Origin of the sequence: Streptomyces sp. NPDC004111 (assembly GCF_042874215.1) — a bacterium.
Taxonomy (GTDB): domain Bacteria; phylum Actinomycetota; class Actinomycetes; order Streptomycetales; family Streptomycetaceae; genus Streptomyces.
This window is the reverse complement of sequence record NZ_JBIAMU010000026.1, coordinates 113,371-138,265: the sequence shown is the minus strand read 5'-3', so window position 1 is coordinate 138,265 and position 24,895 is coordinate 113,371. Positions and strand designations below refer to the sequence as shown.

General features: G+C 73.0%; 27 protein-coding genes. 18 read left to right on the top strand and 9 right to left on the bottom strand.

Features of this window, described 5'->3' with window-relative positions:
* Nucleotides 1-26 precede the first annotated feature (26 nt).
* A complete protein-coding gene (locus ACFYVL_RS38520; protein ID WP_389253563.1) occupies nucleotides 27-980 on the bottom strand; it encodes a hypothetical protein in 954 nt (317 codons plus the stop codon).
* 187 nt (nucleotides 981-1,167) lie between these two features.
* On the opposite strand from ACFYVL_RS38520, the gene ACFYVL_RS38515 reads away from it, so the two are divergent.
* Complete coding sequence (locus ACFYVL_RS38515) at nucleotides 1,168-1,677, top strand: ASCH domain-containing protein (protein ID WP_389253561.1); 510 nt, start codon at nucleotides 1,168-1,170, stop codon at nucleotides 1,675-1,677.
* Nucleotides 1,678-1,778: 101 nt separating this feature from the next.
* Here the strand turns inward: ACFYVL_RS38515 and ACFYVL_RS38510 are convergent, their stop codons facing one another.
* Nucleotides 1,779-3,443: an FAD-binding dehydrogenase gene (locus ACFYVL_RS38510; protein ID WP_389253559.1), complete on the bottom strand. Its 1,665-nt coding sequence runs from the start codon at nucleotides 3,441-3,443 to the stop codon at nucleotides 1,779-1,781.
* A 203-nt stretch (nucleotides 3,444-3,646) separates the two neighbouring features.
* Between ACFYVL_RS38510 and ACFYVL_RS38505 the strand changes: the two genes are divergently transcribed.
* From ACFYVL_RS38505 to ACFYVL_RS38465, 9 genes are all read left to right on the top strand, one after another.
* Nucleotides 3,647-4,537 carry a DMT family transporter gene (locus ACFYVL_RS38505; RefSeq protein ID WP_389253557.1) on the top strand — a complete coding sequence of 297 codons (891 nt, stop codon included), beginning with the start codon at nucleotides 3,647-3,649 and terminating at the stop codon, nucleotides 4,535-4,537.
* A gap of 171 nt (nucleotides 4,538-4,708) precedes the next feature.
* Nucleotides 4,709-5,344 carry a TetR/AcrR family transcriptional regulator gene (locus ACFYVL_RS38500; protein WP_389253555.1) on the top strand — a complete coding sequence of 212 codons (636 nt, stop codon included), beginning with the start codon at nucleotides 4,709-4,711 and terminating at the stop codon, nucleotides 5,342-5,344.
* Between the two features lie 28 nt (nucleotides 5,345-5,372).
* Nucleotides 5,373-6,143, top strand: coding sequence for a glucose 1-dehydrogenase (locus ACFYVL_RS38495; RefSeq protein ID WP_389253553.1), 771 nt, complete (start codon nucleotides 5,373-5,375; stop codon nucleotides 6,141-6,143).
* 31 nt (nucleotides 6,144-6,174) lie between these two features.
* Entirely contained in the window at nucleotides 6,175-6,708 is a 534-nt protein-coding gene (locus ACFYVL_RS38490) for an NUDIX hydrolase (protein ID WP_389253551.1), read from the top strand.
* A complete protein-coding gene (locus ACFYVL_RS38485) occupies nucleotides 6,705-7,097 on the top strand; it encodes a YidH family protein (protein WP_389253549.1) in 393 nt (130 codons plus the stop codon). The genes ACFYVL_RS38490 and ACFYVL_RS38485 overlap by 4 nt, the downstream gene beginning before the upstream one ends.
* Nucleotides 7,094-7,498: a DUF202 domain-containing protein gene (locus tag ACFYVL_RS38480; RefSeq protein ID WP_389253547.1), complete on the top strand. Its 405-nt coding sequence runs from the start codon at nucleotides 7,094-7,096 to the stop codon at nucleotides 7,496-7,498. The genes ACFYVL_RS38485 and ACFYVL_RS38480 overlap by 4 nt, the downstream gene beginning before the upstream one ends.
* Nucleotides 7,499-7,632: 134 nt before the next feature.
* Complete coding sequence (locus ACFYVL_RS38475) at nucleotides 7,633-8,682, top strand: phosphotransferase family protein (protein ID WP_389253545.1); 1,050 nt, start codon at nucleotides 7,633-7,635, stop codon at nucleotides 8,680-8,682.
* Nucleotides 8,683-8,688: 6 nt separating this feature from the next.
* Nucleotides 8,689-9,909 carry an acyl-CoA dehydrogenase family protein gene (locus tag ACFYVL_RS38470; protein ID WP_389253543.1) on the top strand — a complete coding sequence of 407 codons (1,221 nt, stop codon included), beginning with the start codon at nucleotides 8,689-8,691 and terminating at the stop codon, nucleotides 9,907-9,909.
* Nucleotides 9,910-10,044: 135 nt separating this feature from the next.
* Nucleotides 10,045-10,641, top strand: coding sequence for an acetate uptake transporter (locus ACFYVL_RS38465; RefSeq protein ID WP_389253541.1), 597 nt, complete (start codon nucleotides 10,045-10,047; stop codon nucleotides 10,639-10,641).
* Between the two features lie 201 nt (nucleotides 10,642-10,842).
* Here ACFYVL_RS38465 and ACFYVL_RS38460 read toward each other — a convergent pair whose 3' ends face one another.
* From ACFYVL_RS38460 to ACFYVL_RS38450, 3 genes are read right to left on the bottom strand one after another with little or no spacing between them, the layout of a single operon-like run.
* Nucleotides 10,843-11,436: a TetR/AcrR family transcriptional regulator gene (locus tag ACFYVL_RS38460; RefSeq protein ID WP_389253539.1), complete on the bottom strand. Its 594-nt coding sequence runs from the start codon at nucleotides 11,434-11,436 to the stop codon at nucleotides 10,843-10,845.
* An 18-nt stretch (nucleotides 11,437-11,454) separates the two neighbouring features.
* Complete coding sequence (locus ACFYVL_RS38455; RefSeq protein ID WP_389253537.1) at nucleotides 11,455-13,257, bottom strand: class I adenylate-forming enzyme family protein; 1,803 nt, start codon at nucleotides 13,255-13,257, stop codon at nucleotides 11,455-11,457.
* Nucleotides 13,254-14,015, bottom strand: a complete 762-nt coding sequence (locus tag ACFYVL_RS38450; RefSeq protein WP_389253534.1) for an SDR family oxidoreductase — start codon at nucleotides 14,013-14,015, stop codon at nucleotides 13,254-13,256. The genes ACFYVL_RS38455 and ACFYVL_RS38450 overlap by 4 nt, the downstream gene beginning before the upstream one ends.
* Nucleotides 14,016-14,223: 208 nt before the next feature.
* Here ACFYVL_RS38450 and ACFYVL_RS38445 point away from each other — a divergent pair, with 208 nt between their 5' ends.
* From ACFYVL_RS38445 to ACFYVL_RS38430, 4 genes are all read left to right on the top strand, one after another.
* Nucleotides 14,224-15,504 (top strand): exo-beta-N-acetylmuramidase NamZ domain-containing protein, encoded by a 1,281-nt coding sequence (locus ACFYVL_RS38445; protein WP_389253532.1) that lies wholly within the window; start codon nucleotides 14,224-14,226, stop codon nucleotides 15,502-15,504.
* Between the two features lie 456 nt (nucleotides 15,505-15,960).
* Nucleotides 15,961-16,572, top strand: coding sequence for a hypothetical protein (locus tag ACFYVL_RS38440; protein ID WP_389253529.1), 612 nt, complete (start codon nucleotides 15,961-15,963; stop codon nucleotides 16,570-16,572).
* Nucleotides 16,573-16,814: 242 nt separating this feature from the next.
* Nucleotides 16,815-17,579 (top strand): 3-keto-5-aminohexanoate cleavage protein, encoded by a 765-nt coding sequence (locus ACFYVL_RS38435; protein ID WP_389253527.1) that lies wholly within the window; start codon nucleotides 16,815-16,817, stop codon nucleotides 17,577-17,579.
* Between the two features lie 88 nt (nucleotides 17,580-17,667).
* Nucleotides 17,668-18,759: an RNA ligase (ATP) gene (locus ACFYVL_RS38430; RefSeq protein ID WP_389253525.1), complete on the top strand. Its 1,092-nt coding sequence runs from the start codon at nucleotides 17,668-17,670 to the stop codon at nucleotides 18,757-18,759.
* A gap of 63 nt (nucleotides 18,760-18,822) precedes the next feature.
* On the opposite strand, the gene soxR is transcribed toward ACFYVL_RS38430, so the two are convergent.
* Nucleotides 18,823-19,290: a redox-sensitive transcriptional activator SoxR gene (gene soxR / locus ACFYVL_RS38425; protein ID WP_389253523.1), complete on the bottom strand. Its 468-nt coding sequence runs from the start codon at nucleotides 19,288-19,290 to the stop codon at nucleotides 18,823-18,825.
* 90 nt (nucleotides 19,291-19,380) lie between these two features.
* Here soxR and ACFYVL_RS38420 point away from each other — a divergent pair, with 90 nt between their 5' ends.
* Complete coding sequence (locus ACFYVL_RS38420) at nucleotides 19,381-19,845, top strand: MaoC family dehydratase (RefSeq protein WP_389253521.1); 465 nt, start codon at nucleotides 19,381-19,383, stop codon at nucleotides 19,843-19,845.
* Between the two features lie 42 nt (nucleotides 19,846-19,887).
* On the opposite strand, the gene ACFYVL_RS38415 is transcribed toward ACFYVL_RS38420, so the two are convergent.
* The 3 genes from ACFYVL_RS38415 to ACFYVL_RS38405 form a co-directional block, all read right to left on the bottom strand.
* The gene (locus ACFYVL_RS38415; protein ID WP_389253519.1) at nucleotides 19,888-20,535 is read right to left on the bottom strand and encodes a TetR/AcrR family transcriptional regulator; all 648 of its coding nucleotides are present in this window, start codon (nucleotides 20,533-20,535) and stop codon (nucleotides 19,888-19,890) included.
* 181 nt (nucleotides 20,536-20,716) lie between these two features.
* Entirely contained in the window at nucleotides 20,717-21,004 is a 288-nt protein-coding gene (locus tag ACFYVL_RS38410) for a YiaA/YiaB family inner membrane protein (RefSeq protein WP_389253517.1), read from the bottom strand.
* 59 nt (nucleotides 21,005-21,063) lie between these two features.
* Nucleotides 21,064-22,215, bottom strand: coding sequence for an acyl-CoA dehydrogenase family protein (locus tag ACFYVL_RS38405; RefSeq protein ID WP_389253515.1), 1,152 nt, complete (start codon nucleotides 22,213-22,215; stop codon nucleotides 21,064-21,066).
* A gap of 84 nt (nucleotides 22,216-22,299) precedes the next feature.
* Between ACFYVL_RS38405 and ACFYVL_RS38400 the strand changes: the two genes are divergently transcribed.
* Genes ACFYVL_RS38400 through ACFYVL_RS38390 form a run of 3 tightly spaced genes read left to right on the top strand, consistent with a single transcriptional unit; the run spans nucleotide 22,300 to nucleotide 24,807 of the window.
* Complete coding sequence (locus ACFYVL_RS38400) at nucleotides 22,300-22,971, top strand: TetR/AcrR family transcriptional regulator (RefSeq protein WP_389253513.1); 672 nt, start codon at nucleotides 22,300-22,302, stop codon at nucleotides 22,969-22,971.
* A gap of 46 nt (nucleotides 22,972-23,017) precedes the next feature.
* Nucleotides 23,018-23,755 (top strand): ArsR/SmtB family transcription factor, encoded by a 738-nt coding sequence (locus ACFYVL_RS38395; RefSeq protein ID WP_389253511.1) that lies wholly within the window; start codon nucleotides 23,018-23,020, stop codon nucleotides 23,753-23,755.
* A gap of 32 nt (nucleotides 23,756-23,787) precedes the next feature.
* Complete coding sequence (locus ACFYVL_RS38390; protein WP_389253509.1) at nucleotides 23,788-24,807, top strand: DMT family transporter; 1,020 nt, start codon at nucleotides 23,788-23,790, stop codon at nucleotides 24,805-24,807.
* Nucleotides 24,808-24,895 lie beyond the last annotated feature (88 nt).

Genomic DNA, 24,895 nt, shown 5'->3' with positions numbered 1-24,895 from the left:
TTCGAGCGGCGGGCCGGCCGGTCCGGTCAGTCGTCGCCCAGCGCGGCAGCGCGCGCGGCGCGGAACGCCTGGTGCGGGTCCCGGTCGGGGTACGACCAGGGGGCCGCGGTGCGGTGCGGGCCGATCCGGTGGAACAGGGCGGCAGCCTCGGCGGTGCGCCCCTCGCAGTGTTTCGCGTGCGCGAGGAAGTTGAGGTCGATGCGGGAGCGGGGGTGCTTTCGGTGCTCCCACTCCAGCCACCAGTCGAACGCCGACTTCATCACCTGGCGGGCGCGGCGTCCGGTCCAGTGGCCGGACAGCTCCGGGTCGGGCGGGATCTGCCCGGCGACGGCGAGCACGCGGTAGCGCTCGGCGTGCGCGACGACCGGGAGGATCGCCAGCGGGGAGTCCGCCGGGGCCTGCTCGGCGGCCCAGGAGGCGAAGTCGTACACCTCGTGGAGGGGGTCCTGCCCTATGTCGGGGCGACGCTCCGCGAGCCGGGCGATGATCAGGTGGTGGGCGTGGTGGTGCTCCGGGTGACGGGCCCTGACCTGGTCGTACAGCTGGGTGACCTCCTCCTCGGTGCCGAGGTGGCGGGCGAGGAGGAGCAGCGCGAGCCAGGGGGTGGGGTCCTTCGGGTGGCGCTGCGCGGCCGTCCGGCAGGCCTTGCGGGCGCGGTCCGGGGAGCCCTTGCCGGACAGGGCGCGCTGTACCTCGGCGCAGGCCAGCAGGGCGGCGGCGTCCGCGCTCTCGGGCTCGGCGAGCAGCCAGTCCTGGGTCCAGGCGTGGGTGCCCTTGGGCTCGGCGAGGACCAGCAGTCGGTGTCCGCGGCGGTCCCACTCGTCGCCGGTGCGGGCCAGCAGGGTGCGCACCGCGGTCCAGCGGCCCTGGGCCAACTGGTCGCGTACTTCGACGAGTTCGGTGTCGTCGAGGGCGGAGTCCGGCGGCTGTTCACCGCGACGACGGGAGCGGCCGAGGAGCGGCGGCGGAGGTGGGGCCATCCGCGGGGTACCTCCACGACGCGACGAGCCAGCGTTTGATCAGGCACAGCAAAGCGGTAGGGGTGGCTCCACGTCAAGGGGAGTTGGGTTTTGCTCCCTGCCAACTGAAGCCGTCCGCGGAGCAGTTGGCAGGGGGATGGTACGGGATCGCCGCTGGTGGTGGGGGGTGCGGCGATAAAGTGGGGGGATGAGTGAGGACTTGAGGGGTGAGGGTGTGGATTCGGCCGGTTCGGTGGGTTCGGCCGGTTCGGCGGGTTCAGCGGGTTCGGTGGGGGCCGGGGGGCAGCCGGCGTTGCCGCCGTATCTGCTGGCCTTTCCCGGCCCGTTGCGCGACCGGCTGGTCGCAGCCGTGCTCTCCGGCGAGAAGACGCTGACCACGGGGTTGCTCTGCGAGTACGAGGCGGAGGACGAGGAGCTGCCGCCGGTCGGTGAACTGGCCGCGCTGATCGACTCCGACGGGCGCGAGGTGGCGGTCCTGGAGACCACCGAGGTGCGGGTGCTGCGGCTGGGCGACGTCGACCTTCGGCACGCGCTGGACGAGGGCGAGGGGTACACGTCGGTGGCGGAGTGGCGGGCCGGGCACGAGAGGTTCTGGCACGGGGAGGAGATGCGGGAGGCGATGGGGGATCCGTCGTTCACCGTCGATGAGGAGACGAAGGTGGTGGCGGAGAGGTTCAGGGTGGTGGAGGTGTTGTAGGGGTGGGCGGGACCCGCGGGGCTGTCGGTTTCCCCGCGGGAGGGGATTCGGTCGCTCGCGCGGTTCCCCGCGCCCCTGAGGGGCTCCTCTCAGGAGACTGCTCAGGAGACTGCTCGGGCGGCGGCCCGGCCGGCGGCCCGGCCGGAGAAGATGCAGCCGCCCAGGAACGTGCCCTCCAGGGAGCGGTAGCCGTGGACGCCGCCGCCGCCGAAGCCCGCCGCCTCACCCGCCGCGTAGACACCGGGGAGCGGGGTGCCCTCCGGGGTGAGGACGCGGGAGGAGAGGTCGGTTTCCAGGCCGCCGAGGGACTTGCGGGTCAGGATGTGCAGCCGTACCGCGATCAGCGGGCCCGCCTTCGGGTCCAGGATGCGGTGCGGGGCGGCCGTGCGGATCAGCTTGTCGCCGAGGTACCTGCGTGCCCCGTGGATCGCCGTGACCTGGAGGTCCTTGCTGAACGGGTTGGCCATCTCCCGGTCGCGGGCGACGATCTGGCGGCGCAGCTCGGCCTCGTCGATCAGCGGCTCCTTGGTGAGCGCGTTCATGCCGCGCACCAGGGAGGACAGGTCCTTCTCGATGACGAAGTCGGCGCCGTGGTCCAAGAACGCCTTCACGGGGGCGGGGACGGCGGCGCGGGCGCGTTCGACGACACCGCGCACGGACTTGCCCGTCAGGTCCGGGTTCTGTTCGGAGCCCGACAGGGCGAACTCCTTGCCGATGATCTTCTGGTCGAGCACGAACCAGGTGTAGTCGTACCCGGTCCGCATGATGTGGTCGAGCGTGCCTAGGGTGTCGAAGCCGGGGAAGAGCGGCACGGGCAGGCGCTGCCCGCGCGCGTCCAGCCAGAGCGACGAGGGGCCGGGCAGGATGCGGATGGCGTGCTTGTCCCAGATGGGGTTCCAGTTCTCGATGCCCTCGGTGTAGTGCCACATCCGGTCGCGGTTGATGTGGCTGGCGCCGGCCGTCTCCGTGATGCCGAGCATCAGGCCGTCGACGTGGGCCGGGACGCCGGAGAGCATGTGGGCGGGCGGGGTGCCCAGGCGCTCGGGCCACTGGGCGCGGACCAGGTCGTGGTTGCCGCCGATGCCGCCGGAGGTGACGATCACCGCCTGGGCGCGGAGCGTGAAGTCGCCCGCGACGGTGCGGGAGCTGGCCGTGCCGCGTGCGGCGCCGGAGGGTTCGAGGACTTCGCCGACGACCGTGTCGACGTTCCCCGCGGTACGTTCCAGGCCGGTCACCCGGTGCCGGAACTTCAGGGTGACCAGGCCGCGTGCCACACCCGCGCGGACCCGCCGCTCGAAGGGGGCGACGACGCCGGGGCCGGTGCCCCAGGTGATGTGGAAGCGGGGTACGGAGTTGCCGTGGCCGCCCGCGTCGTAACCGCCGCGCTCCGCCCAGCCGACCACCGGGAAGAAGCGGACGCCCTGCTGGTGCAGCCAGGAGCGCTTCTCCCCCGCCGCGAAGTCGACGTACGCCTCGGCCCACTTGCGCGGCCAGGCGTCCTCCTCGCGGTCGAAGCCCGCCGTGCCGAGCCAGTCCTGGAGGGCCAGCTCACGGCTGTCCCTGACCCGCATGCGGCGCTGCTCGGGCGAGTCGACGAGGAAGAGGCCGCCGAAGGACCAGTGGGCCTGGCCGCCGATCGACTGTTCGGGCTCCTGGTCCAGGAGGATCACGCTGCGCCCCGCGTCGACCAGTTCCGCGGTGGCGACGAGGCCCGCGAGTCCCGCTCCGATGACGACGACGTCCGCGTCGTACCCCTTGGCATCCATGGCCCGATCTTCGGTACGCGGCAGTAACTAGTCAACCGTCCGGAGGCCTCTTCCGGTGGCTTCCGCGGGGCGGCCCCGGCGGCGTGCGGAGCGCGGCAGGCGGCTGCGGGGCGCTCTGCGGCCTCCGCAGCGATCACAGGCCCGGTGCGGCTATGGTCGGGCCAGGTCCCCGCACACTCACTCCACGGTTGAGGGTTTACACGGTGTCGCTGACTGTTCTTCTTCTGGCTCTGAGTGCCGCGTGCTGCATCGGTTTCGGTTTTGTACTCCAGCAGGATGCCGCCCGGCGGGCTCCGCTCGGTGACTTCCTCTCGCTGCGGCTGCTGCTGGATCTCGTACGGGTGCCGCGCTGGCTGGCCGGGATCGGCTGCATGGTGGCCGGCATGGTGCTGGGTGCGCTGGCGCTCTCGCAGGGCCGGGTGTCGCTGGTCGAGCCGCTGCTCGCGACCAATCTGCTCTTCGCGATGGCGCTCTCGCGGTGGCGCACCGGCTGCCGGCTGGGCAGGCAGGGATGGGCGGGGCTGTGGCTGCTGGCCGGGGGCGTGGCCGCGTTCCTGCTGGCGGGGCAGCCGCACGGCGGGCGGGCCGAGGTGGATCCGGTACGGCACTGGCTGGTGGTCGGGGTGGTGCTCGGGCTCGCCGTACTGCTGACCGCGCACGCCAAGCGGTCCCGGATGAGCTCGGGCCCGGCACTGCTCGCCCTGGCCGCCGGGCTGCTGTACGGGCTCCAGGACGCGCTGACCCGGGTGAGCGGGCAGCGGTTCGAGGAGGGCGGCTGGGCGGCCCTGGCCGGGGGCTGGCAGGTGTACGGGGTGCTGGCGCTCGGCGTCGTCGGGCTGGTGCTGGTGCAGAGCGCGTTCGAGACGGGCACCCTGCGGATGTCGCTGCCCGCCCTGACGGCGGCGCAGCCGCTGGCCGGAGTGGCGTGCGGGGTGGGCTTCCTCGGCGACCGGCTCCAGACGAGCCCGGCGGCGCTGGCGGGAGAGGCGGCCGGGCTGGTCGCGATCGTGGCGGGAATCGTACTGCTGGGACGGCACCCGGCGATGCCGGTGGGCACCGGCGCGGCGACCGAACGGGCACTGGCCCACCGATGAGACGGGCCCCTGCGGGGCGGCGGGGTGGGACTCTGCGGGGCGGTGGGGTGGGCTCCTGAGGATGGTGGTGCGGGACCCTGCGGGCGGCGAGGTGGGGTGCGGCTGGGCGGTGGTGCGGGGTGTGTGAAGCCGGATCTCGCATTTAATAATGGGCAGCATTACAGTGGGGGTATGGCAAGGACGTCAGGACCCGGTACCCGGGAGAAGCTGATCCGCGCGGCCGAGGAGATCTTCGCCGCGCAGGGGGTCGACGGGGCGCAGCTGCGGGACGTGGTGCGGCTGGCCGGGCAGAGCAACCCCTCGGCGGTCCAGTACCACTTCGGTTCGCGCGCCGGACTGCTGGACGCCGTGATGGCGCAGCGCCAGGAGCGCACCGAACGGGTGCTCGCGGCGAACTCGGCCGACTGCCCGGACTCCGTACGGGAGCTGATCGGTGCGCTCGTCGCCGCCGAGGCCACCGAGCTGGCCACCGACCGGGGACGGCGCTGTCTGCTGATCTCCGCGCAGCTCAGCCACGAGAGCGGGGTGCGGACCGGAACCCCGCACCCCACGCTCGCCGGCACGGCGTACTGGCGGCTGATCGAGCGGGTGGGCGCGGCCCTCGCCGCCTCCCCCGCCCCGCTGCCCGGCCCCCTGCGGCTGGAGCGGCTCGACCTGGCGCTGACGCTGATCGGCGCCGCCCTCTCCGACCGGGCCCGCCAGTACCTGGCGGGCGCCACCCCGCTGACCGACGAGGACGTGTTCCTCGCCGACCTCGTGGAGACCACCACCGCGCTGCTCGGGGCACCCCACGCCCCGGCCGCGTAACCCACAAGAACTGAGAGAAGAACGCACCATGAGCAACAACGACCTCACCGGCAAGACCGTCCTCATCACCGGCGGCGCCCGCGGTCTCGGCGCGGCTGCCGCCCGGCAGGCGGTCGCGGCGGGCGCCAACGTCGTGATCACCGACGTGCTCGACGAGGAGGGCGCGGCCACCGCCGCCGGACTCGGCGAGCGGGCCCGCTTCCAGCACCACGACGTGACGTCGGAGGAGGACTGGGCGCGCGTCGCGGCCTTCGCGGTCGCGGAGTTCGGCGGCATCGACGGACTGGTGAACAACGCCGGCATATCGACCGGTCGGTTCCTCGCGGACGAGTCGGTCGAGCACTTCCGCAAGGTCCTCGACATCAACCTGACCGGTGTCTTCATCGGCATGAGGACCGTCGTACCGGCGATGCGGGAGAACGGCGGCGGCTCGATCGTCAACATCTCCTCGGCGGCCGGCCTGATGGGCCTGGCGCTGACCGCCGGTTACGGGGCCTCCAAGTGGGGCGTGCGCGGCCTGACGAAGATCGGCGCGGTGGAGCTGGGCACCGAGCGCATCCGCGTCAACTCCGTCCACCCCGGCATGACGTACACCCCGATGACCGCCTCCGTCGGCATCCAGCAGGGCGAGGGCAACTACCCCAACACCCCGATGGGCCGGGTCGGCGAGGCCGACGAGATCGCGGGTGCGGTCGTCTTCCTGCTGTCGGACTCCGCCTCGTACGTGACCGGCGCCGAGCTGGCGGTGGACGGCGGCTGGACGACCGGGCCGACGGTGAAGTACGTCATGGGTCAGTGACCGCCGGGGTGGGTGGGGTTGGATGGTCACCATGACTCCAGGAACCCCCGCTGTGAACCCCGCCGACGAGATCCTCGACGTCGTCGACGAGAACGACGTGGTCGTCGGACAGGCCCCGCGCGCCGAGGTGTACGCGCGGGGCCTTCGCCATCGCTGCACCTTCGTCCGGGTCCGGGACGCCGGGGGCCGCACCTTCGTGCACCGGCGGACCGCGACCAAGCTGGTGTTCCCCTCGCTGTACGACATGTTCGTGGGCGGGGTCGTCGGCGCGGGCGAGTCGTACGACGACGCGGCGCTGCGCGAGGCCGAGGAGGAGCTGGGGGTCTCCGGGCTGCCCCGGCCGGTGCCGCTGCTGAAGTTCCTGTACGAGAGCGCGGACGGCGCGCAGAGCTGGTGGAGCCACGTCTACGAGGTGCGGTGCGATCTGCCGGTGGACCCGCAGGTGGAGGAGGTCGCCTGGTACGGGTTCCTGGACGGGGAGGAGCTGGCGCGGCGGCTGACGGAGTGGACCTGGGTGCCCGACGGCCTGGCCGCCCACGAGCGGCTGCGGGAGCTGGGGCTGTGAGCGGGTTCGCGCGCGGGCTGCGGCTGTGGTTCGCGCCGCGGCGCATCCGCGAGGAGGGCGACACCCCGGACTACCGGTTCTCGCTGGCCAACGAGCGGACCTTCCTCGCCTGGGTGCGGACGGCGCTGGCGCTGGTGGGGGCCGGGTTCGCGGTCGACCAGTTCCTGCCCGACCTGCGGTGGGCGGTGCGGGTCGGCATGGCGGTGGCGCTACTGCTGGCCGGGGCGCTGTGCGCGCTGCGGGCGGTGAACCACTGGGTGCGCTGCGAGCGGGCGATGCGGCGCGGCGAGGACCTGCCGGCGACCCGTTTCCCGACGGTGCTGAGCCTGCTGGTGGCGGTGGTCGCGGTGGCGATGGTGGTGGTCGTGCTGTTCGGGTGGGAGGGATGAGCGGGGCCGTGGCGGGCCAGGGGGAATCCGGCGGGAGCGCGTGCGGGGCGGGCACGGGAGAGTCCGGCGGGAGCGGGGCCGGGGCGGGGGCGGTGGGGCCGGAGCGCGATCCCGGGCTCCAGCCGGAGCGGACCCGGCTCGCCTGGCGGCGTACGACCCTGTCCTGCACGGTCGTCGCGGTGCTGGCGGTGAAGCAGGCGGTCCACGGCCAGGGGGACCCGGGCGGAGTGCTGGCCGCCGCGCTGAGCGTGCTGGTGTGGCTGGGATTCCTGGTGGTGACGCACCGCCGGCTGCGGGAGCTGGACCGGGCCAGGCCTCCGGTGCTGTCGGCGCGCCGGGCGCTGGCGGCGGTGGGCTGCGTACTGGCGCTGACCGTTCTCGGGGTGGCCCTGATGCCGTGAGGGCGCGGCCGGTGCTTCGAGTGTGCAGTGCCACACGGGTTCCGGGGCGTCGCACCGCTCCCCCTCTGGACGGCATACCGACTGGTCGGCATCATGGTGCGCAGCATTCGCCCGCCGCCACCGGAGGTAGCCCCATGAGCACCGTCCCCCCGACCGAGCCGACGGCCGCCGCGCCGCCCGGACTCGACCCGGAGCGGCTGCGCGCCCATCTGGACCAGGAGCGGCCGGGGCTGGTGGCCGGGCCGCTGTCCGCGCGGCTGATCGAGGGCGGGCGGTCCAACCTGACGTACGAGGTGACGGACGGGAAGACCCGCTGGGTGGTCCGGCGCCCGCCGCTGGGCCACGTGCTGGCGACCGCGCACGACATGACGCGGGAGTTCCGGGTGATCAGCGGGCTGCACCCGACGCGGGTGCCGGTGCCGGAGCCGATCCTGCTGTGCGAGGACGACACGGTGCTCGGCTCGCCGTTCTACGTCATGGAGTTCGTGGAGGGGACCCCCTACCGGACGGCGCAGGAGCTGGCTCCGCTCGGTCCCGGGCGGACCCGGGACGCCGTGCTGTCGCTGGTGGACACGCTCGTGGAGCTGCACGCCGTGGACCCCGCCTCGGCCGGGCTCGACGGCTTCGGGCGGCCCGAGGGGTTCCTGGAGCGTCAGCTGCGGCGCTGGGGCAAGCAACTGGACGCCTCCCGCAACCGCGAACTGCCGGGCATCGACGAACTGCACGCGGAGCTGGGCCGGGCCCTGCCCGACTCCCCCGCGCCGACCGTCGTGCACGGCGACTACCGGCTGGACAACGTACTGATCGGCGGCCCCGACGACAGCATCCGGGCGATCCTCGACTGGGAGATGTCGACGCTCGGCGACCCGCTGACCGACCTCGGGCTGCTCGTGATGTACGGGACGAAGCTGGACCTGCCCGACTCCCCCATCTCCACCACCGCCGCGGCGCCCGGCCACCCGTCGACGGACGAGATCGTCGCCCGGTACGCGGCCGCCTCCGGGCGCGACGTGTCGGCGGTCCACTGGTACACGGCGTTCGCCTGGTTCAAGCTCGCCGTGATCCTCGAAGGCATCCACTACCGCTACACGCTCGGGCAGACCGTCGGCGCCGGCTTCGACCGCATCGGCGAACTGGTCCCCGTCTTCATCCGCCACGGCCTGACGACCCTTCAGAAGGGCTGAGAATCCATGGACTTCGCATACGACGCACGGACCGAGGAGCTGCGCGGGAAGCTGCTCGCCTTCATGGACGAGCACGTCTACCCGGCGGAGGCGGTCGCCCACGAGCAGCGGGCCCGGCTTGCCTCGCCGTGGGACACCCCGCCGGTGATGGAGGAACTGAAGGCGCAGGCGCGGCGGCAGGGGCTGTGGAACCTGTTCCTGCCGGACGCCGAGTACGGGGCGGGGCTGACCAACGTCCAGTACGCGCCGCTGGCCGAGCTGACCGGGCGCTCCCCGCAGCTGGCGCCGACCGCGCTGAACTGTGCGGCGCCGGACACCGGGAACATGGAGCTGCTGGCCCAGTTCGCCACCGGGCAGCAGAAGAAGCAGTGGCTGGAGCCGCTGCTCGCCGGGGAGATCCGTTCCGCGTTCGCGATGACCGAGCCGGAGGTGGCCTCGTCCGACGCGACGAACATCGAGACCCGGATCGAGCGGTCCGCCGACGGCTCCGAGTACGTGATCACCGGCCGCAAGTGGTACATCTCCGGGGCGATGAACCCGGACTGCAAGGTCTTCATCGTGATGGGCAAGACCGACCCGGACGGCGAGGACGCCCGCCGCCAGCAGTCGATGATCCTGGTGCCGCGCGACACCCCCGGCCTGGAGGTCCGCCGCGCGATGCAGGTGTACGGGTACGAGGACCACTACCACGGGGGCCACGCCGAGGTCGTCTTCGACGGCGTACGGGTGCCGGCCGCGAACCTGGTCGGCGAGGAGGGCGGCGGCTTCGCCATCGCGCAGGCCCGGCTGGGCCCGGGGCGCATCCACCACTGCATGCGGCTGATCGGCATGGCCGAGCGGGCGATCGAGCTGATGTGCCGCCGGGCGGTCTCCCGGCACGCCTTCGGGAAGCCGCTCGCCCAGCAGGGCGTCGTGCAGAACTGGATCGCGGACGCCCGGGTGACCGTGGAGCAGCTGCGTCTGCTGGTGCTGAAGACGGCCTGGCTGATGGACACGGTCGGCAACCGGGGCGCGCACACCGAGATCCAGGCGATCAAGATCGCGACGCCGCGCGCGGTGCTCGACATCATCGACAACGCGGTGCAGCTGTACGGGGCGGGCGGGGTGAGCCAGGACTACCCGCTGGCCGAGCTGTGGGCGGCGGCGCGCACGCTGCGGCTCGCGGACGGTCCCGACGAGGTGCACCAGCGCTCGCTGGCCCGGCGGGAGCTGAAGCGGTACCTGTAGGGGGGCTGCGCGGGGCGGGACCTCCGGCCCCTTCCGGCGGGACCTCGGTCCCGCCGGAAGGGGCCCCGGTCCGCCACCCGATGTCCGGATCGCCGGGTAAGTTCGATTGGTCCCTCGATCGAAAGTACCCCCCGCATGTCTCACAGCACCGCGGCGCCCGCCGCCGCCGCGCCCGTCAGGACCGCCAACCCGGGTCCGCTCGGGCTGGCCGCGTTCGCGCTGACCACCTTCGTCCTCAGCATGTTCAACTCCGGCCTGGTCGCGAACGCCGCGCTGAGCGCGGTCGTCCTGCCGCTCGCGCTGTTCTACGGCGGGCTCGCCCAGTTCGCCGCCGGACTCTTCGAGTTCCGGCGCGGCAACACCTTCGGGGCGACCGCCTTCGTGTCGTACGGCGCCTTCTGGATGGCCTTCGCGGGGTACGTGAAGTTCGTGGTGCCGGGACTGCCGGCCGAGGACGCGCACCTGGCGACGGGGCTCTTCCTGATCGCGTGGTTCGTCTTCACGCTGTACATGACCGTCGCGGCGCTCAAGCTGGACGTGGCGCACCGGCTGATCTTCGTGACGCTGACGCTGACGTTCCTCTTCCTCGCCCTCGGCGACCTGGCGCAGAACACGGCGCTGGGCCACGTCGGCGGCTTCCTGGGCCTGCTGTGCGCGGGCTGCGCCTGGTACACGTCCTTCGCGACGGTGACGAACGAGACCTGGGGGCGCAAGGTCCTGCCGCTCGGCTGAGCCCTTCCGCCGTACGGCCGTGGGGCCCGGCCCCCCCCGGGGGGGGGGGGCCCCGGCCGGCGGGGGCGGGGGGGGGGCCGGGGCGGGGGGGGGGGGCCCCGGGCCCCCGCGGGGGGCGCCGGCGGGGGGCGGGGGGGGCGGCCCCCGGGCCCGGGGGGGGGGCCCCCCCCCACGGCCGTACGGCGTAGCGGGGCCGCCCGGTCAGGGGCGCAGGGCCCGCAGCAGCAGGTCGGCGAGGTGGTCGGCGACCTGCTGCTGGCTGAGCGGGCCGTCGGGCCGGTACCAGGTCGACAGGTGGTGCACCGAGCCGAAGTGGTAGTCCACGACCAGGTCGGCGGGGGTGGCCGTGGAGAAGACGCCCGCCTGCTGCCCCTCCTCGACCAGCGCGCGGAACCGCTCGTGGTAGCGGCGCCGCTCGGCCCGCACCTGCTTGTCCTTCTCCGGGCTCAGGTGGTGCATGGAGCGGAAGAAGATCGAGGCGTCGTCGAGGTTCTCGATGGTGGTGACGACGACGTCCGCCGCCGCGTCGCGCAACCGCTGCTCGACGGGCGCGTCCGCGTCGGCGAAGGCGTCCAGCCGCTCCTGCTGGACCCGCAGCATCCGCGCGTACACCTCGTGCAGCAGGTCGTCCTTGGAGCCGAAGTAGTGGTACAGGGCACCCTTGGTGACGCCCGCCGCCTCGACGATCTCCTGGACCGAGGTGCGGTCGTAGCCCTGCTCCGCGAAGAGCCTGGTGGCGGCGGCCAGCAGCCGCTGGGGAACGGGGGTGCCGCCCGGGTCCGTCGTTCTGGCCATTGCCGCCACCTGCCTTGATCAATCGCTCGCGTGCTGGGTCTGCCGGGGTGTCCGCGCCTGGGGGGAACGCAGTTCCCGCCGGAGGATCTTCCCACTTGTCGTCTTCGGCAGCTCCGGCAGGATGTCCACCTCACGCGGGTATTTGTACGCGGCGAGCCGTTGCCGGCAGTACTCCGACAGTTCGGCGGGGGTGGCCTCGGCCCCCGGGCGCAGGGCGACGTACGCCTTGACGGTCTCGCCCCGGTAGGCGTCGGGGACGCCGACCACGGCCGCCTCGCGGACCGCCGGATGCGTGTAGAGGACGTCCTCGACCTCGCGCGGCCAGACCTTGAAGCCGGACGCGTTGATCATGTCCTTCTTGCGGTCGACGACGTACAGCCAGCCCTCGGCGTCCATGAACCCGATGTCGCCGGTGCGCAGTTCGCCGTCCGGGAACGTCTCGGCGGTGGCCTCCGGCAGCCGCCAGTAGCCCGTGACGACCTGCGGGCCGCGCACCGCGATCTCGCCCTGCTCGCCGAAGGGCACGTCCTGGCCCTTGTCGTCGACGATCCGCACCACCGTGTCGGGTCCCGGGACGCCGACCGACAGCGTCCCGGACACCGGGTCCACCGGCGCCTCGCGCTCCGGCGGTACGGAGGCGCAGGGCGCCGTGCACTCGGTGAGCCCGTAGCCGTTGCGCAGGTACGGGCCGAACCCGGCCCGGAACTTCTCCACCAGGGCGGGCGGCAGCGGGGCGCCGCCGGAGGAGATCACCTCGAACGAGGCGAAGTGCTCCCTGCTCGCGCCGGGGGTCGCGGCCAGCGCCATGAACGCCGTCGAGGGGCCGACGGTGTACGCGGGCCGGTGCTCGGCGAAGGCGTCCAGGACCACCTGGGGGTGGAAGCGGTGGGCCAGGACGAGGGTGCCCGCGTTGGTCAGACAGGCGGCCAGCTGGCAGACCATGCCGGTGATGTGGAAGAGCGGGGCGAGGGCGAAGTAGGCGGACCCCTCGGCGACGGGGTGCCCGGTGCGCTGCCGCTCCGCGTTGACCATGATGTTTCCGTGGGAGTTCATCGCCCCCTTCGGGGTGCCGCTGGTGCCGGACGTGTAACTGATCAACGCGGTGTCGTCCGCGCCGAGTTCCCGCCCGGGGGGTGAATCCAGGCCCGCGCGGGCGACCGTGAGCAGGTCGTCGGCGTCCTCGGCCGGGGGCAGCCGTTCGAGGTTGAGGACCCGCTCGTCGTCGGTGCTCTGCAGGTCGAGCTCGCAGCCGGTCAGCGCGATGGTGACCGACGGCGCGCCGGCCACGGTCTCCCGCAGGTACTGCTGCCAGGCCCGGTCCGCGCAGATCAGCGCGGTGACCTCGGCGTCCTTCAGGACGTGGGCCACCTCGGCCGACTTGTACATGGGGTTGAGCGGGACGACCGTCGCCCCGGCCTTCCAGGCGCCGAGCAGGGCGAGCACGAAGTGCGGCGAGTTCTGGAGCATGATCGCGACCCGGTCGCCGTGCCGCAGCCCCTCGGCGGCGAGGTGCCCGGCCACCGAGTCGGACAGCAGGTCCGTCTCGCGGTAGGTGAGCCGTCCGTCGAAGTAGGCCAGCGCGGGCCGGTCGGGGGCCCGGCCCACGCTCTCCCGGAAGGCGTGCAGCAGGGTCGGCGCCGGGTGCACGGGCGCCCGCTGGGCGTCGCTGAGCAGGTGCAGCCAGGGCTTGTCGGCGTAACGGGAGGGCGGGGCGGGAGCCGGGGCCGGGGCCGAAGTCGGGGTCTGGGACGGGGCCGGGGGCGCGGACGGATCTGCGGACGGGGCCGGATTCGCGGACGGGGCCGGGGTCGGTTCGGTCATCGGGCCTGGCCCTCCCACTTCTGCTGGAGCTGGTTCATCCCCGCCAGCCAGCGGTCCGGTTCCGTCGCCCGCGTCCGGTAGTAGTCCGCCACCTCCGGGTGCGGCAGGATCAGGAAGCGGTCGTCCGCGATGCCCGCGAAGAGGGCGTCGGCGACGTCCTCGGGTTCGATCGCGGTCGGCGCGAGGACCAGGTCGCCGGCCGATCCGGCGGAGGTCAGCATGTCGGTCCGTACCCCCTGCGGGCAGATCGCGTGGACCTTGACGCCGCGGTGGCGGTAGGTCAGCGACAGCCACTCGGCGAAGGCCAGCGCACCGTGCTTGGTGACGCTGTACGGGGCGGCCCCGATCATCGTGAGCAGTCCGGCGGCCGAGACGGTGGACACGAACCGGCCGCTCCCCCGCTCCAGCCAGTGCGGCAGCAGCGCGCGGGCGGCCCGCACGTGCGCCATCACGTTCACGTCCCAGGCGCTCTCCCAGAGGTCCTCGGCGAACGGGTCGCCGCCGCAGCCGACCCCGGCGTTGGCGCAGTACACGTCGATCGCGCCGCCGAGCGCGTCGCGGGCCTCCTCCACGATCGCCGAGGCGTCCCCGGGAACGGCTCTCGCGCCGATCTCCTCCGCGACCTCCTTGGCCTTGCCGGCGTCCAGGTCGTTGACCACGACCCTGGCCCCCTCGGCCACGAACCTGCGGGCCAGTGCGGCACCGATGCCGCCTCCCGCGCCCGTCACGACCACTCCCGCGCCCTGCACCGCGTCCATCCGGGGCCACCTCTCGCTGTCGGCTCTGCGGGCAGACTAACCAGTCGGTATGGAGTGGCGAAAGGGGGTGCGCGCACCTGCCCCCGGTGCGCGGACCCGGTCCGGAGCGGCGGACCCGCCTTCCGGCTGGCGCGTTCCGTTCCGCGGCGGCCGGTGAGCGGTTAGCGTGCGCGGACATGACAGACCGGCCGATCATGGAGGTTGCGCGATGAGCTTGTCCAGACGGGGACTGCTGGCTGCGGGCGGCGGCGTGGCGGGGGTACTGGCGACCAGCGGTTCCGCGGCGGCGGCCGGGCCCGAGGGGACCGCCGGGGTCGGCGGGCAGCGGGGCGGGGACCACCCCCGGGTGCGTACCGGGTTCGACCGCCTGGCCGCCGACGGCTACCGGCTGCTCCAGGGCCGCAGGGTCGGCATCGTCACCAACCCCACCGGTGTCACCGCCGACGCACGGCACGTCGTCGATGTCATGCACGCCGACGACCGGGTGTCGCTCACCGCGGTCTTCGGCCCCGAGCACGGCTTCCGGGGCACCGCGCAGGCCGGCGGCTCCGAGGGCCGCTACGACGACCCGGCGACCGGGCTGCCGGTCTACGACACGTACCTGAAGAGCGGGCAGCCGCTCGCCGACGTGTTCACCGCGTCCGGCGTGGACACCGTCGTCTTCGACATCCAGGACGCGGGCGCCCGGTTCTACACCTACATCTGGACGCTGTACGACTGCATGGTGGCGGCCTCGCTGGCGGGCAAGCGGTTCGTGGTGCTGGACCGGCCGAACCCGGTGACCGGGCGGGCGGCGCTGGGACCGGTGCTGGACCGGGCGTTCGCGACCTTCGTCGGGCGGGAGCCGATCGCGCAGGCGCACGGGATGACGGTGGCGGAGCTGGCGCTGCTGTTCAACGCGGAGTTCCTGCAGCGGCCGGTGCCGCTGGAGGTGGTGCGGATGACCGGGTGGCGGCGGGCGGACTTCTTCGACGCCACCGGGCTGCCGTGGGTGCCGCCGAGCCCGAACATGCCGACGGCGGACACGGCCCTGGTGTACTCCGGGACCTGCCTGTTCGAGGGGACGAACCTCTCGGAGGGGCGCGGTACGACGCGGCCGTTCGAGCTGCTCGGCGCGGAGGGCATCGACCGGCGGTGGGCGGAGGCGGCGAACGCGGAGCGGCTGCCCGGGGTGCGCCTGCGGGAGGCGTACTTCGCGCCGACGTTCTCGAAGTTCCAGGGGAAGACGGTCGGGGGCGTCCAACTGCACGTCCACGACCGGGAGTCGTTCGACCCGGTGCGCACCGGCATCGCCCTGCTGGTGACGGCCAGGAAGGCGTGGAGCGGCTTCGCCTGGCGGCCGGACAACTGGATCGACAAGCTCACCGGCAACACCCGGGTGCGGACCATGATCGACGCGGGGGCGGGCACCGACGACGTGGTGGGCGCGTGGCAGGCGGACCTGGCGGCGTTCCGGCGGACCCGGCGGGAGCACCTGCTGTACCGCTGAGGCGGGCGGCACGAGGGGGCCGGACCGGGAATGTCCCGGGCCGGCCCCGTGTGCTCCGCTGCCGCCGTTCAGCGGTGTCCGGGAACCGCGTCCGCGACCAGGGCCGCTACGGCCGCGGCGGTGATTCCGGTAGTTCTCAACCGGCCGCGTCGGACGGGGGTTCGGGGACGGGAGGTACCGGAGGGCACGGGTGCTCCCCGCGAGCTCCCCGGGGATGCCGGTGCTCCGGAGGTTACTGGCGGTCAGCCTGCCAAGGGAAGATGAGCATCTCTCAACTTTCTCCCTTCCTCACCCGATCGAGCGATGCGTTCGAGGGGTGCTGTGACCGGTGGGAACCGTGCGAATCCGGGCCAATTGTTCCGTGATGGGGCCCATCGGATTTTCGATGGAGCCGAAACGGGCACCCGTACGTCCATTCATCGACGCCGAAGTACCAGCGACGGAGGTGGCAGTGCGATGGCCGGTTTTCGGAGTCTCGCGAGACAGGTACGTGACCCGAGGTGTGACCTTGCGTTGCGGCGGTATTCGCTGCGCAAGTGCCTGGAGAGGTTCGCCCCTTACGGGCACCGGGCGACCTGGGACCACCTGTGCACCCGGCACGGGTTCGGTCCGGAGGACAGGGCGCCCGACCCGGTGCGGCTGGTGGCCGCGCTGGAGGAACTGGAGGAGGCGCGGGCCGTCTGGCTCGCGTACGAGGTGGAGTTCGCGAAGCGCCGCAAGCGCGAGAAGCACGACGGGCTGCGGCGGCCGGGCTCCTTCGACGACTGGCACCGGCGGACCTGGGGCGGTTTCGGGGTCGCGTGGTGCGACGATCCGGCGGTCCATCCGTCGGCGCCGCTGGCCGAGGTGCTGCGCGGGCTGATCTCCGCCCTGGAGTCGGCACCGGGCGCCCACTGCCCGGTGTGCGCGTCCGGCGGGATCGTCTGGAAGCAGGACCTGGTCCACGAGCCGTGGTTCGGGCCGGTCTGCACGGGATGCGGGATTCTGGTGCCGCAGCCCGTCCTGACGCCCGAGGCGCTGGCGGAGGCCAAACGGGCACGGAGCCGGGAGCTGGCGTCCGTGGCGTGAGCACGCGGGGCGCGGCGGAGGCCATCCCCGTGGCGCCGCGCCCCCGTGTCACCCGGCCGGAGCGAACGGCCCTGCGCGGTGGTGGCGCCCGCGCACCCGCGCGTCCCGCGCACCCGCGCCGTCCACGCCCGCGCGTGCACTGTCGCGGACGGACCCGTTCCGGTGCACGGGTTTCCCCGCGACAACCGTGCGAATGCTCAGTGCATGGCTGATTGTCAGTGGTGGGTGTCACCATCGAATGCATGGTCGAGCCCTTGATTCAGGTGTGTCTGAACGGACAGCGCGGTCCCGGTGACGGCGCGGCGGTCCCGGTGTCGCCGGACGCCATGGCGGAGGCCGCGGCGGCGGCGGTGGCGGCGGGCGCCGGTGAGGTGCATGTGCACCCCAAGACGCCCTGCGGCGACGACACGTTGTCGCCCCGCGCGCTCGCCGCCACCCTCACGGCGATACGCGACGCGGTGGACGTGCCCGTCGGGGTGACCACCGGCGCCTGGACGGAGCCCGAACCGCACCGGCGCGTCGAGCGGATCGAGTCCTGGACGGTGCTGCCCGACCACGCCTCGGTGAACTGGCACGAGCCCGGCGCCGAGGAGGTCGCGCACGCCCTGCTCGCCCGCGGTGTCGAGATCGAGTCGGGGCTCTGGTCGGGCACGGACGGGGTGAAGAAGTTCCTCTGCTCCCCGCTGGCCGACAGATCGCTGCGGGTGCTGGTGGAGGTGACCGACCCCGATCCGCTGACCGCGGAGGACTCCGCGCTCCAGTTCCTGGCCGAGCTGGCCCGCTGCGGCGGGGTGGGCGCGAAGGGCGACGTGCGCGGGGCCCCGATGCTGCTGCACGGCGAGGGCGGCGGGGCCTGGCCGGTGCTCGCGCTGGCCAGGCGGCTGGGCCTGGCCACCCGGATCGGCCTGGAGGACACCCTGCTGCTCCCGGACGGCGCGCCCGCCGCGTCGAACGCCCAACTGGTGGCCGCCGCCCGGAAAATCAAGTGGCCGGTGGAGGGCGCCTGACCGCACAGTGGAGTCGCATCCACAGCAGCCGTAAGCACGGCCCACGCCCCGGGACACCGGCGCGTGGGCACAGAGGGGGACCGCCGCCATGTCGACGTTGCGCGTGACCGCGGAGACACTGACCATCCACGACCACCCGAACGCGGACGCGCTCGAACTCGCGCAGGTCGGCCTCTACCGCGCCGTCGTCGCCAAGGGCGCCTACCGCAGCGGCGAGGCGGCCCTCTACATACCGGAGCAGTCCGTGCTCCCGGCCGCGCTGATCGAGGAGCTGGGCCTGACCGGCAGGCTGGCGGGCCGGGCCGCGGACCGGGTGAAGGCGGTGCGGCTGCGCGGCGAGGTGTCGCAGGGCATCGTCTGCCGCCCGGCCGCCCTGTCCGGAACGGACCTGGCCGCTGCCGCCGCCGACGGCACCGACTTCGCGGACCTGCTCGGCATCACCAAGTGGGTGCCGCCCATCCCGCCGACGATGAACGGCGAGGTGGAGTCCGCCCCCGAGCTGCTGCCCTGGGTCGACATCGAGAACCTGCACCGCTACCCGCAGATCTTCGAGCCCGGCGAGCCGGTCGTGCTGACCGAGAAGCTGCACGGCACGGCCTGTCTGGTGACCTATCTGCGGGACCCGGAACTGCCGGACGGCGAGCGGGTGTTCGTCTCCTCCAAGGGCTTCGGCGCGAAGAACCTCGCCCTCAAGGAGGACCCGCGCAACCTGTACTGGCGGGCCGTGACCGGCCACGGCGTGCCGGCGGTGGCCGCCCGTGTCGCCACCGCGCTGGGCGCCCGCCGCGTCGGCGTGTTCGGCGAGGTGTACGGGGCCGGGGTGCAGGACCTGGCGTACGGCGCGGACGGCCGCTCCGAGCGGCTGGGGTTCGCCGCCTTCGACGTGTCGGTGGAGGTGGCCGGGCGGGTGCGCTGGCTGGACGCGGCCGAGTTCGCCGAGCTGCTGGAGGGCGAACTGCCGGTGGTGCCACGGCTGTACGAGGGCCCGTACGACGTGTCGAAGGTGCTGGAGCTGGCCTCGGGGCGGGAGACCGTGTCGGGGCGGGAGCTGCATCTGCGGGAGGGCGTGGTGATCCGTCCGGCGGTCGAGCGGCACAGCCATGTGACCGGTGGCCGGGCCGTGGCGAAGGCGGTCAGCCCGGCGTACCTGACGCGCAAGGGCGGCACCGAGTTCGAGTGATCCGGGGCGGCCGGGCAGCTCCGGCCGCCCCGGAGCCGCACGCTCCGCCGGGGTGCGGCCGGGTCAGGACTTCTTGCGCTTCTCGCCCATCAGGCGCGAGCCGCTGATCTGCTCGCCGATGACGTCGTCCGGGTTGGAGAGCACACAGGTCTCCAGCGACAGACAGCCGCAGCCGATGCAGTCGGTGAGGTGGTCGCGCAGCCGTCCCAGCTGCATGATCCGGGCGTCGAGTTCGGTGCGCCAGTGCTCGGAGAGCCTCGCCCAGTCCTCGCGGGTCGGGGTGCGCTCCTCGGGCAGTTCGGAGAGCGCGTCGCGGATCGTGGCCAGCGGGATACCGACCCGCTGGGCGGCCCGCACGAAGGCGACCCGGCGCAAGGTGTCGCGTTCGTAGCGGCGTTGGTTGCCCGAGGTGCGGCGGCTGGTGATCAGCCCCTTGGCCTCGTAGAAGTGCAGGGCGGACACGGCGGCTCCGCTGCGCGCGGACAGCTGGCCGACGGTGAGCTCATGGACCTTCAAGGGAATCTGCGGCACTCCGCGAAGCCTAATGGGCGTCCGTTGACAGGAACACACGGCCCCAACCATGCTGAGCAAACGCTTATACAAGTGATGAGGAGCTCAAGGATGGCTGCCGAGCCGAGGATCTTCACGTCCGCCGAGGAACTGTCCGCCGGGGTCGGCGAGCAGTTGGGGTACAGCGAGTGGCTGGAGATCGACCAGAAGCGGATCGACCTCTTCGCCGAAGCCACCGGCGACCACCAGTGGATCCACGTGGATCCGGAGCGGGCGGCGCAGGGCCCGTTCGGGACGACGATCGCGCACGGCTATCTGACGCTGTCCCTGCTGCCGACGTTCGTCCCGCAGGTGCTGCGGGTCGAGGGCATGAAGATGGGCATCAACTACGGGACGGGCAAGGTCCGTTTCCCCGCCACGGTGCCGGTCGGCTCGCGGCTGCGCGCCACGGCCGTGCTGACGGAGGTGACCGAGGCGGGCGGCGGCGTGCAGGTCACCGCGAAGGTGACGGTCGAGCGCGAGGGCGGCGACAAGCCGGTGTGCGTGGCCGAGTCGATCTCCCGCTACTACTTCTGACCCGCCCCCGTCCGGGCGCAGCGGCGGGTTCCGCCCGGGTGCCTACGGGGTTCCCGCCGCGACCATCCGCAGGACGAGGTCGGCGTAGAGCGCGCCGACCTCGTCGGGGGTGCGGCGGCCCTCGGTGTTGAACCAGCGCGCCACGTCGATGCAGAGCGACAGCACGGCCAGCGTGGTGCCCGGCACGTCGGGGACGTCGAACTCCCCCGCGCGCACCCCGTCGTTGATGATGCGCCGCACCGCCGCGTCGCTCCTGCGCCGCAGCGCGACGATCTCGGTGCGGTGCTCCTCGCCGAGCGCGTCCAGCTCGTACTGCACGACCCGCGCCGTGGTGTGGTGCGCGGCGTGCCAGCGTACGAAGGTGGTGACGGCGTCCGCGAGCCGTTCGGCGGCGTTGCCGTCGCCGTCGGCGGCGGTCTCCAGGATGCGCAGGGCCTTGTCGTGGCCGATGCGGCTGATCCGGTGGAGCAGCTCTTCCTTGGTCTTGTAGTGGATGTAGAGCGCGGCCGGGCTCATGCCCGCGCGGCCCGCGATGTCGCGGGTGGTGGTGGCGTGGTACCCGCGCTCGGCGAAGGCGCCCACGGCGGCGACCAGCAGCCGCCGGGCGGCGTCCGGGGCGACCTCGCCCCAGGCCAGGTCCTCGTTGCCGGTGTCCTCCGCGCCGCCGGGCGCGTCCTCCGCCGTGCTCATCGCTGGTCCCTTCACCCGGTGCCGTGCCGGTTCCGGCAGGACGAACACCATACCCCGCGGTTCTGAGCAAGCGCTTAGCGCGGACCCCCGGGGCCGGAACGCCGGAGCCCGGGGAAGCGGAGCACGGGGCCGGAGCACAGGGCCGGAGCCCGGGGAAGCAGAGCCCGGGGAAGGGGTGGTGCTAGAGCTTGGTGAAGGGGTCGTGCTCGGCGAGGATCTTCTCCAGCCGGGCCTGGTCGACCCGGCTGACCAGCTGCCCGGCCTCCTGCCTGTCCCGGATCACCTTGGCGAGCGTGAAGGCGGAGGTGGTGAGGTAGAGGACGCCGACCGCGAGGAAGGCCCGTACCCAGCCGCTGGCGTCGAGGTAGACGATGCCGCCGACCACCGCGCCCAGCGCGACGGCGAAGGAGGCCACGGCCTGCCCGTAGAAGGCTCCCGTGTTCTGCTGCTTGACCGGTGTGTCACTCATGCCTGAAGAGTGACGCGGGTCACTGCGCCGGGCATCCGTACGGGTACTCAGAAACGTACTCAGAAGGCCGAAACCCCGGTCAGCGCACGGCCGATGACCAGTTTCTGGATCTGGCTGGTGCCTTCGTAGAGGGTCATCACCCGGGCGTCGCGCAGCAGCTTGCCCGCCGGGTACTCGTCGATGTAGCCGTAGCCGCCGTACACCTGGAGGGCGTTGTTGGCGGCCCGGACGGCGGCCTCGGAGGCGAACAGCTTGGCCTTGGACGCCTCAGTGACGAAGGGTTCGCCGCGGTCGATCAGATCGGCGACGCGCCAGGTCAGCAGCCGGGCGGCGTCCACGTCGACCGCGATGTCGGTGATCAGTTCCTGGACGAGCTGGTGGTGGGCGATGGTCCGGCCGAACTGCTCGCGCTCACCGGCGTACGACAGTGCCGCGTCCAGCGCCGCCTGCCCGATCCCCACACAGCCGGCCGCGACCGACATCCGGCCCTTGGCCAGGGCGGACATGGCGACGGAGAAGCCCTTGCCCTCGGGCGCGAGCATCGCAGAGGCGGGCACCCGGACGTCCTGGAGGACGAGTTCGGCGGTGGCCTGGCCGCGCAGCCCGAGCTTGCCGTGCACGGTGTTGCGGGTGAGGCCGGGGGTGTCGGTGGGGACGAGGAAGGCGGAGACGCCCCGGTGGCCGGGGGCGTCGGTGGAGCGGGCGAAGAGGAGGACGACATCGGCCCAGGTGCCGTTGGTGATGAACATCTTGGTGCCGTTGATGACGTAGTCCGCGCCGTCCCGGACCGCCCGGGTGGCGAGGTTCCCGGCGTCCGAGCCGGTGCCGGGCTCGGTGAGGCCGAAGCAGCCGATCGACTCGCCGGAGGTCAGCCCCGGCAGCCAGCGCCGCTTCTGCCCCTCGCTCCCCCAGGCCGCGATCGTCTTGGCGACCAGGCCCAGCGACACGGAGACGATGCCGCGCACCGACGAGTCGCCGCGCCCCAGTTCCTCGGTGACCAGGCAGTACGCGAGGTGGTCGCCGCCGCTGCCGCCGTACTCCTCGGGAATCGTCAGACCGAGGAAGCCGAGTGCGCCGAGCTTCTTCACGATCGCCCGGTCCACGCTCTCGGCGCGGTCCCACGCGACGACGTGCGGGGCGACCTCGCGGGCGACGAAGTCGCGGGCGAGCTGCCGGACGGCGCTCTGCTCCTCGCTGAGTTCCAGGTTCACGGCGCTCCACCTCGTTCGTCGGGTGCGGTTCGGCTTTAAATTAGCACTGCTAGTTTCGGTGACGCAGGCCCTACTATGGGCGGCATGGCCCGACCGCGCAAGCCCCTCCTGAGCAGAGACCGCATCGTCGCGACGGCGAGCGCGCTCGTGGACGCGGAGGGCCTGGGCGCGGTCTCCACCCGGCGGCTCGCGGCCGAACTCGGCGTCAGCGGCCCCTCCCTCTACAACCACTTCCGCACCAAGGACGAGATCCTGGAGGCGGTCGCGGACACGGTCTCCGCAAAGGTCGACCTGTCGATGTTCGAGGAGGGCGATCCGCGCGGCTGGCAGGCGGCGCTGCACGATTGGGCCCTGTCGTACCGCGCGGCCCTCACCGAGCACCCGCACATCGTCCCGGTCCTGGCGAGCGGCCCCGGCCGCCGGCCGGCCGGGCTGAGGGTGGCGGACGCGGTGTTCGGCGCGATGGTGCGGGCCGGCTGGCCGCCCGCGCAGGCCACGTACATCGGGGCGCTGATGCGGTACTTCGTCACCGGGTCCGCACTCGGCTCGTTCGCGCGCGGTTTCGTCGACGACGAGGCGGCGTACGACCCGGCCGACTATCCGCACCTCGGACAGGCGCACCTGCTGGCGGACCACCAGGAGAAGGTCGACGAGGGGGCCTTCACGACGGGGCTGCGGGCCCTGGTCGAAGGACTGGCCTGCCAGTACGAGGCCGGGGGCTACGGGGCGACGGCCGCCGCCCGGTCCGCGCTCTGAGAACAGTTCGGCCCGCGCCGAAGCATTTCTAGGGCACCCTGGGAGGATGTCGCCCTCCTCCACGCCCACCCCGCCCTCCGTCGCGGCGCCGCCCGCGGAGCGGCTGGCCGCGTTCGCCGCCCTGCTGGCCGACGAGACCCGGGCCGTCTTCCTGCTCTCCCTGCTGGACGGCCGCGCCTGGACCGCGAGCGAACTGGCCCGTCAGGCGGGGGTCGCCGCCTCCACCGCCAGCGAGCACCTGGGCCGGCTGATCGCCGCCGGACTGCTCACCGAGGAGCGCCAGGGCCGGCACCGGTACGTACGGCTGGCGGACGGCGGGATCGCGCAGCTCATCGAGTCGGTCGCAGCCCACGCGATCCCCGGTCGCGACAACCCGCACACGCTGCGCGCGGCCGGCGCGAGCAGTGCGATGGCGCGCGGCCGCACCTGCTACGACCATCTCGCCGGGCGGCTCGGCATCGCCGTCACGGACGCGCTGGAGCGGCGCGGACTGCTGCTGACGAACAGCGGTTTCGCGCTCACCGACGCGGGCCTGGAGTGGTTCGCGGGTCTGGGCATCGCGCTGGAGAACCCGAAGGGCCGCCGCCCCATCGTCAGCTCCTGCCTGGACTGGACCGAACGCAAACGGCACATCGCGGGCGTCGCGGGCGCCGAACTGTGCCGTCACGCGCTCGCCGAGAAGTGGTGCGTGCGGATCGGCAGCGAACGTGCCGTGCGGGTCACGGCGGCCGGCGAGCGGGCACTGCACGACCTCCTCGGTATCGATGCGGGAATACTTCGGTGACAACCGAAGTGTCCGTGCCCTAGCATCTTGGCATGACCACATCCCCCGCGCCCTCGGGCGCCTCCGAGGCCCGCTCCGAACCGCTCGCCCTGGTCGCCGCCGCCGTCACCGTCGCCCTGTGGGCCTCGGCCTTCGTCTCGATCCGCAGCGCCGGGGAGTCGTACGCACCGGGTGCGCTGGCGCTGGGCCGGCTGCTGTCCGGCTCGCTCGTCCTGGTCGCGATCCTGCTGATACGCCGGGAGGGCCTGCCGCCGCGCGCCGCCTGGCCGGGCATCGCCGTCTCCGGCCTGCTGTGGTTCGGTGCCTACGCGGTGTTCCTCAACTGGGGCGAGCAGCTGGTCGACGCGGGCACCGCGTCCCTCGTGGTGAACGTGGCGCCGATCCTGATGGCCCTGCTCGCCAGCCGCTTCCTGGGCGAGGGGCTGCCGCCGCGGCTGTTGGCCGGGATGGCGGTGTCGTTCGCGGGAGCGGCGATCGTCGGCATCTCGATGTCGGGCGGCGGCGGTACGTCGCTGCTGGGCGTGGCGCTCTGCCTGGCGGCGGCGGTGACGTATGCGATCGGCGTGGTGGCGCAGAAGCCCGCGCTGGCGCACGCGAGCCCGCTCCAGGCGACCACGTACGGCTGTGTGATCGGGGCGGTGGCCTGCCTGCCGTTCTCCGGGCAGCTCGTCGAGGGGCTCGCGCACGCCCCCCTGTCGGCGACGCTCAACATGGTCTACCTCGGCGTCTTCCCGAGCGCGCTGGCCTTCACGACCTGGGCGTACGCGCTGAAGCGGACCACGGCGGGGAAGATGGGCGCGACCACGTACGCGGTGCCCGCGATCGTGGTGGTGATGTCGTGGCTGCTGCTGGACGAGGTCCCGGGGTGGATCACGCTGCTCGGCGGCGCGGTGTGCCTGGCGGGCGTGGCGGTGTCCCGGTCGCGGTCGCGGCGGGCGGCTGTGCCGGGGGCGGCTGTGGCGGACGGCAAGGGTGGTGCTGGTGCTGGTACCGGTGCTGGTGCTGATGTCGGTACCGGTAACGGTGCTTCCGTCGGGGCGGAGAAGGTCTAGTACGGGGTGGGGCCCGTCCGGCGGTGGTGCCGGGCGGGCCCCGGGTGGCCCGGGTGGTTCCGGTGGTCCGGGGAGGGCGGGGTCCGCT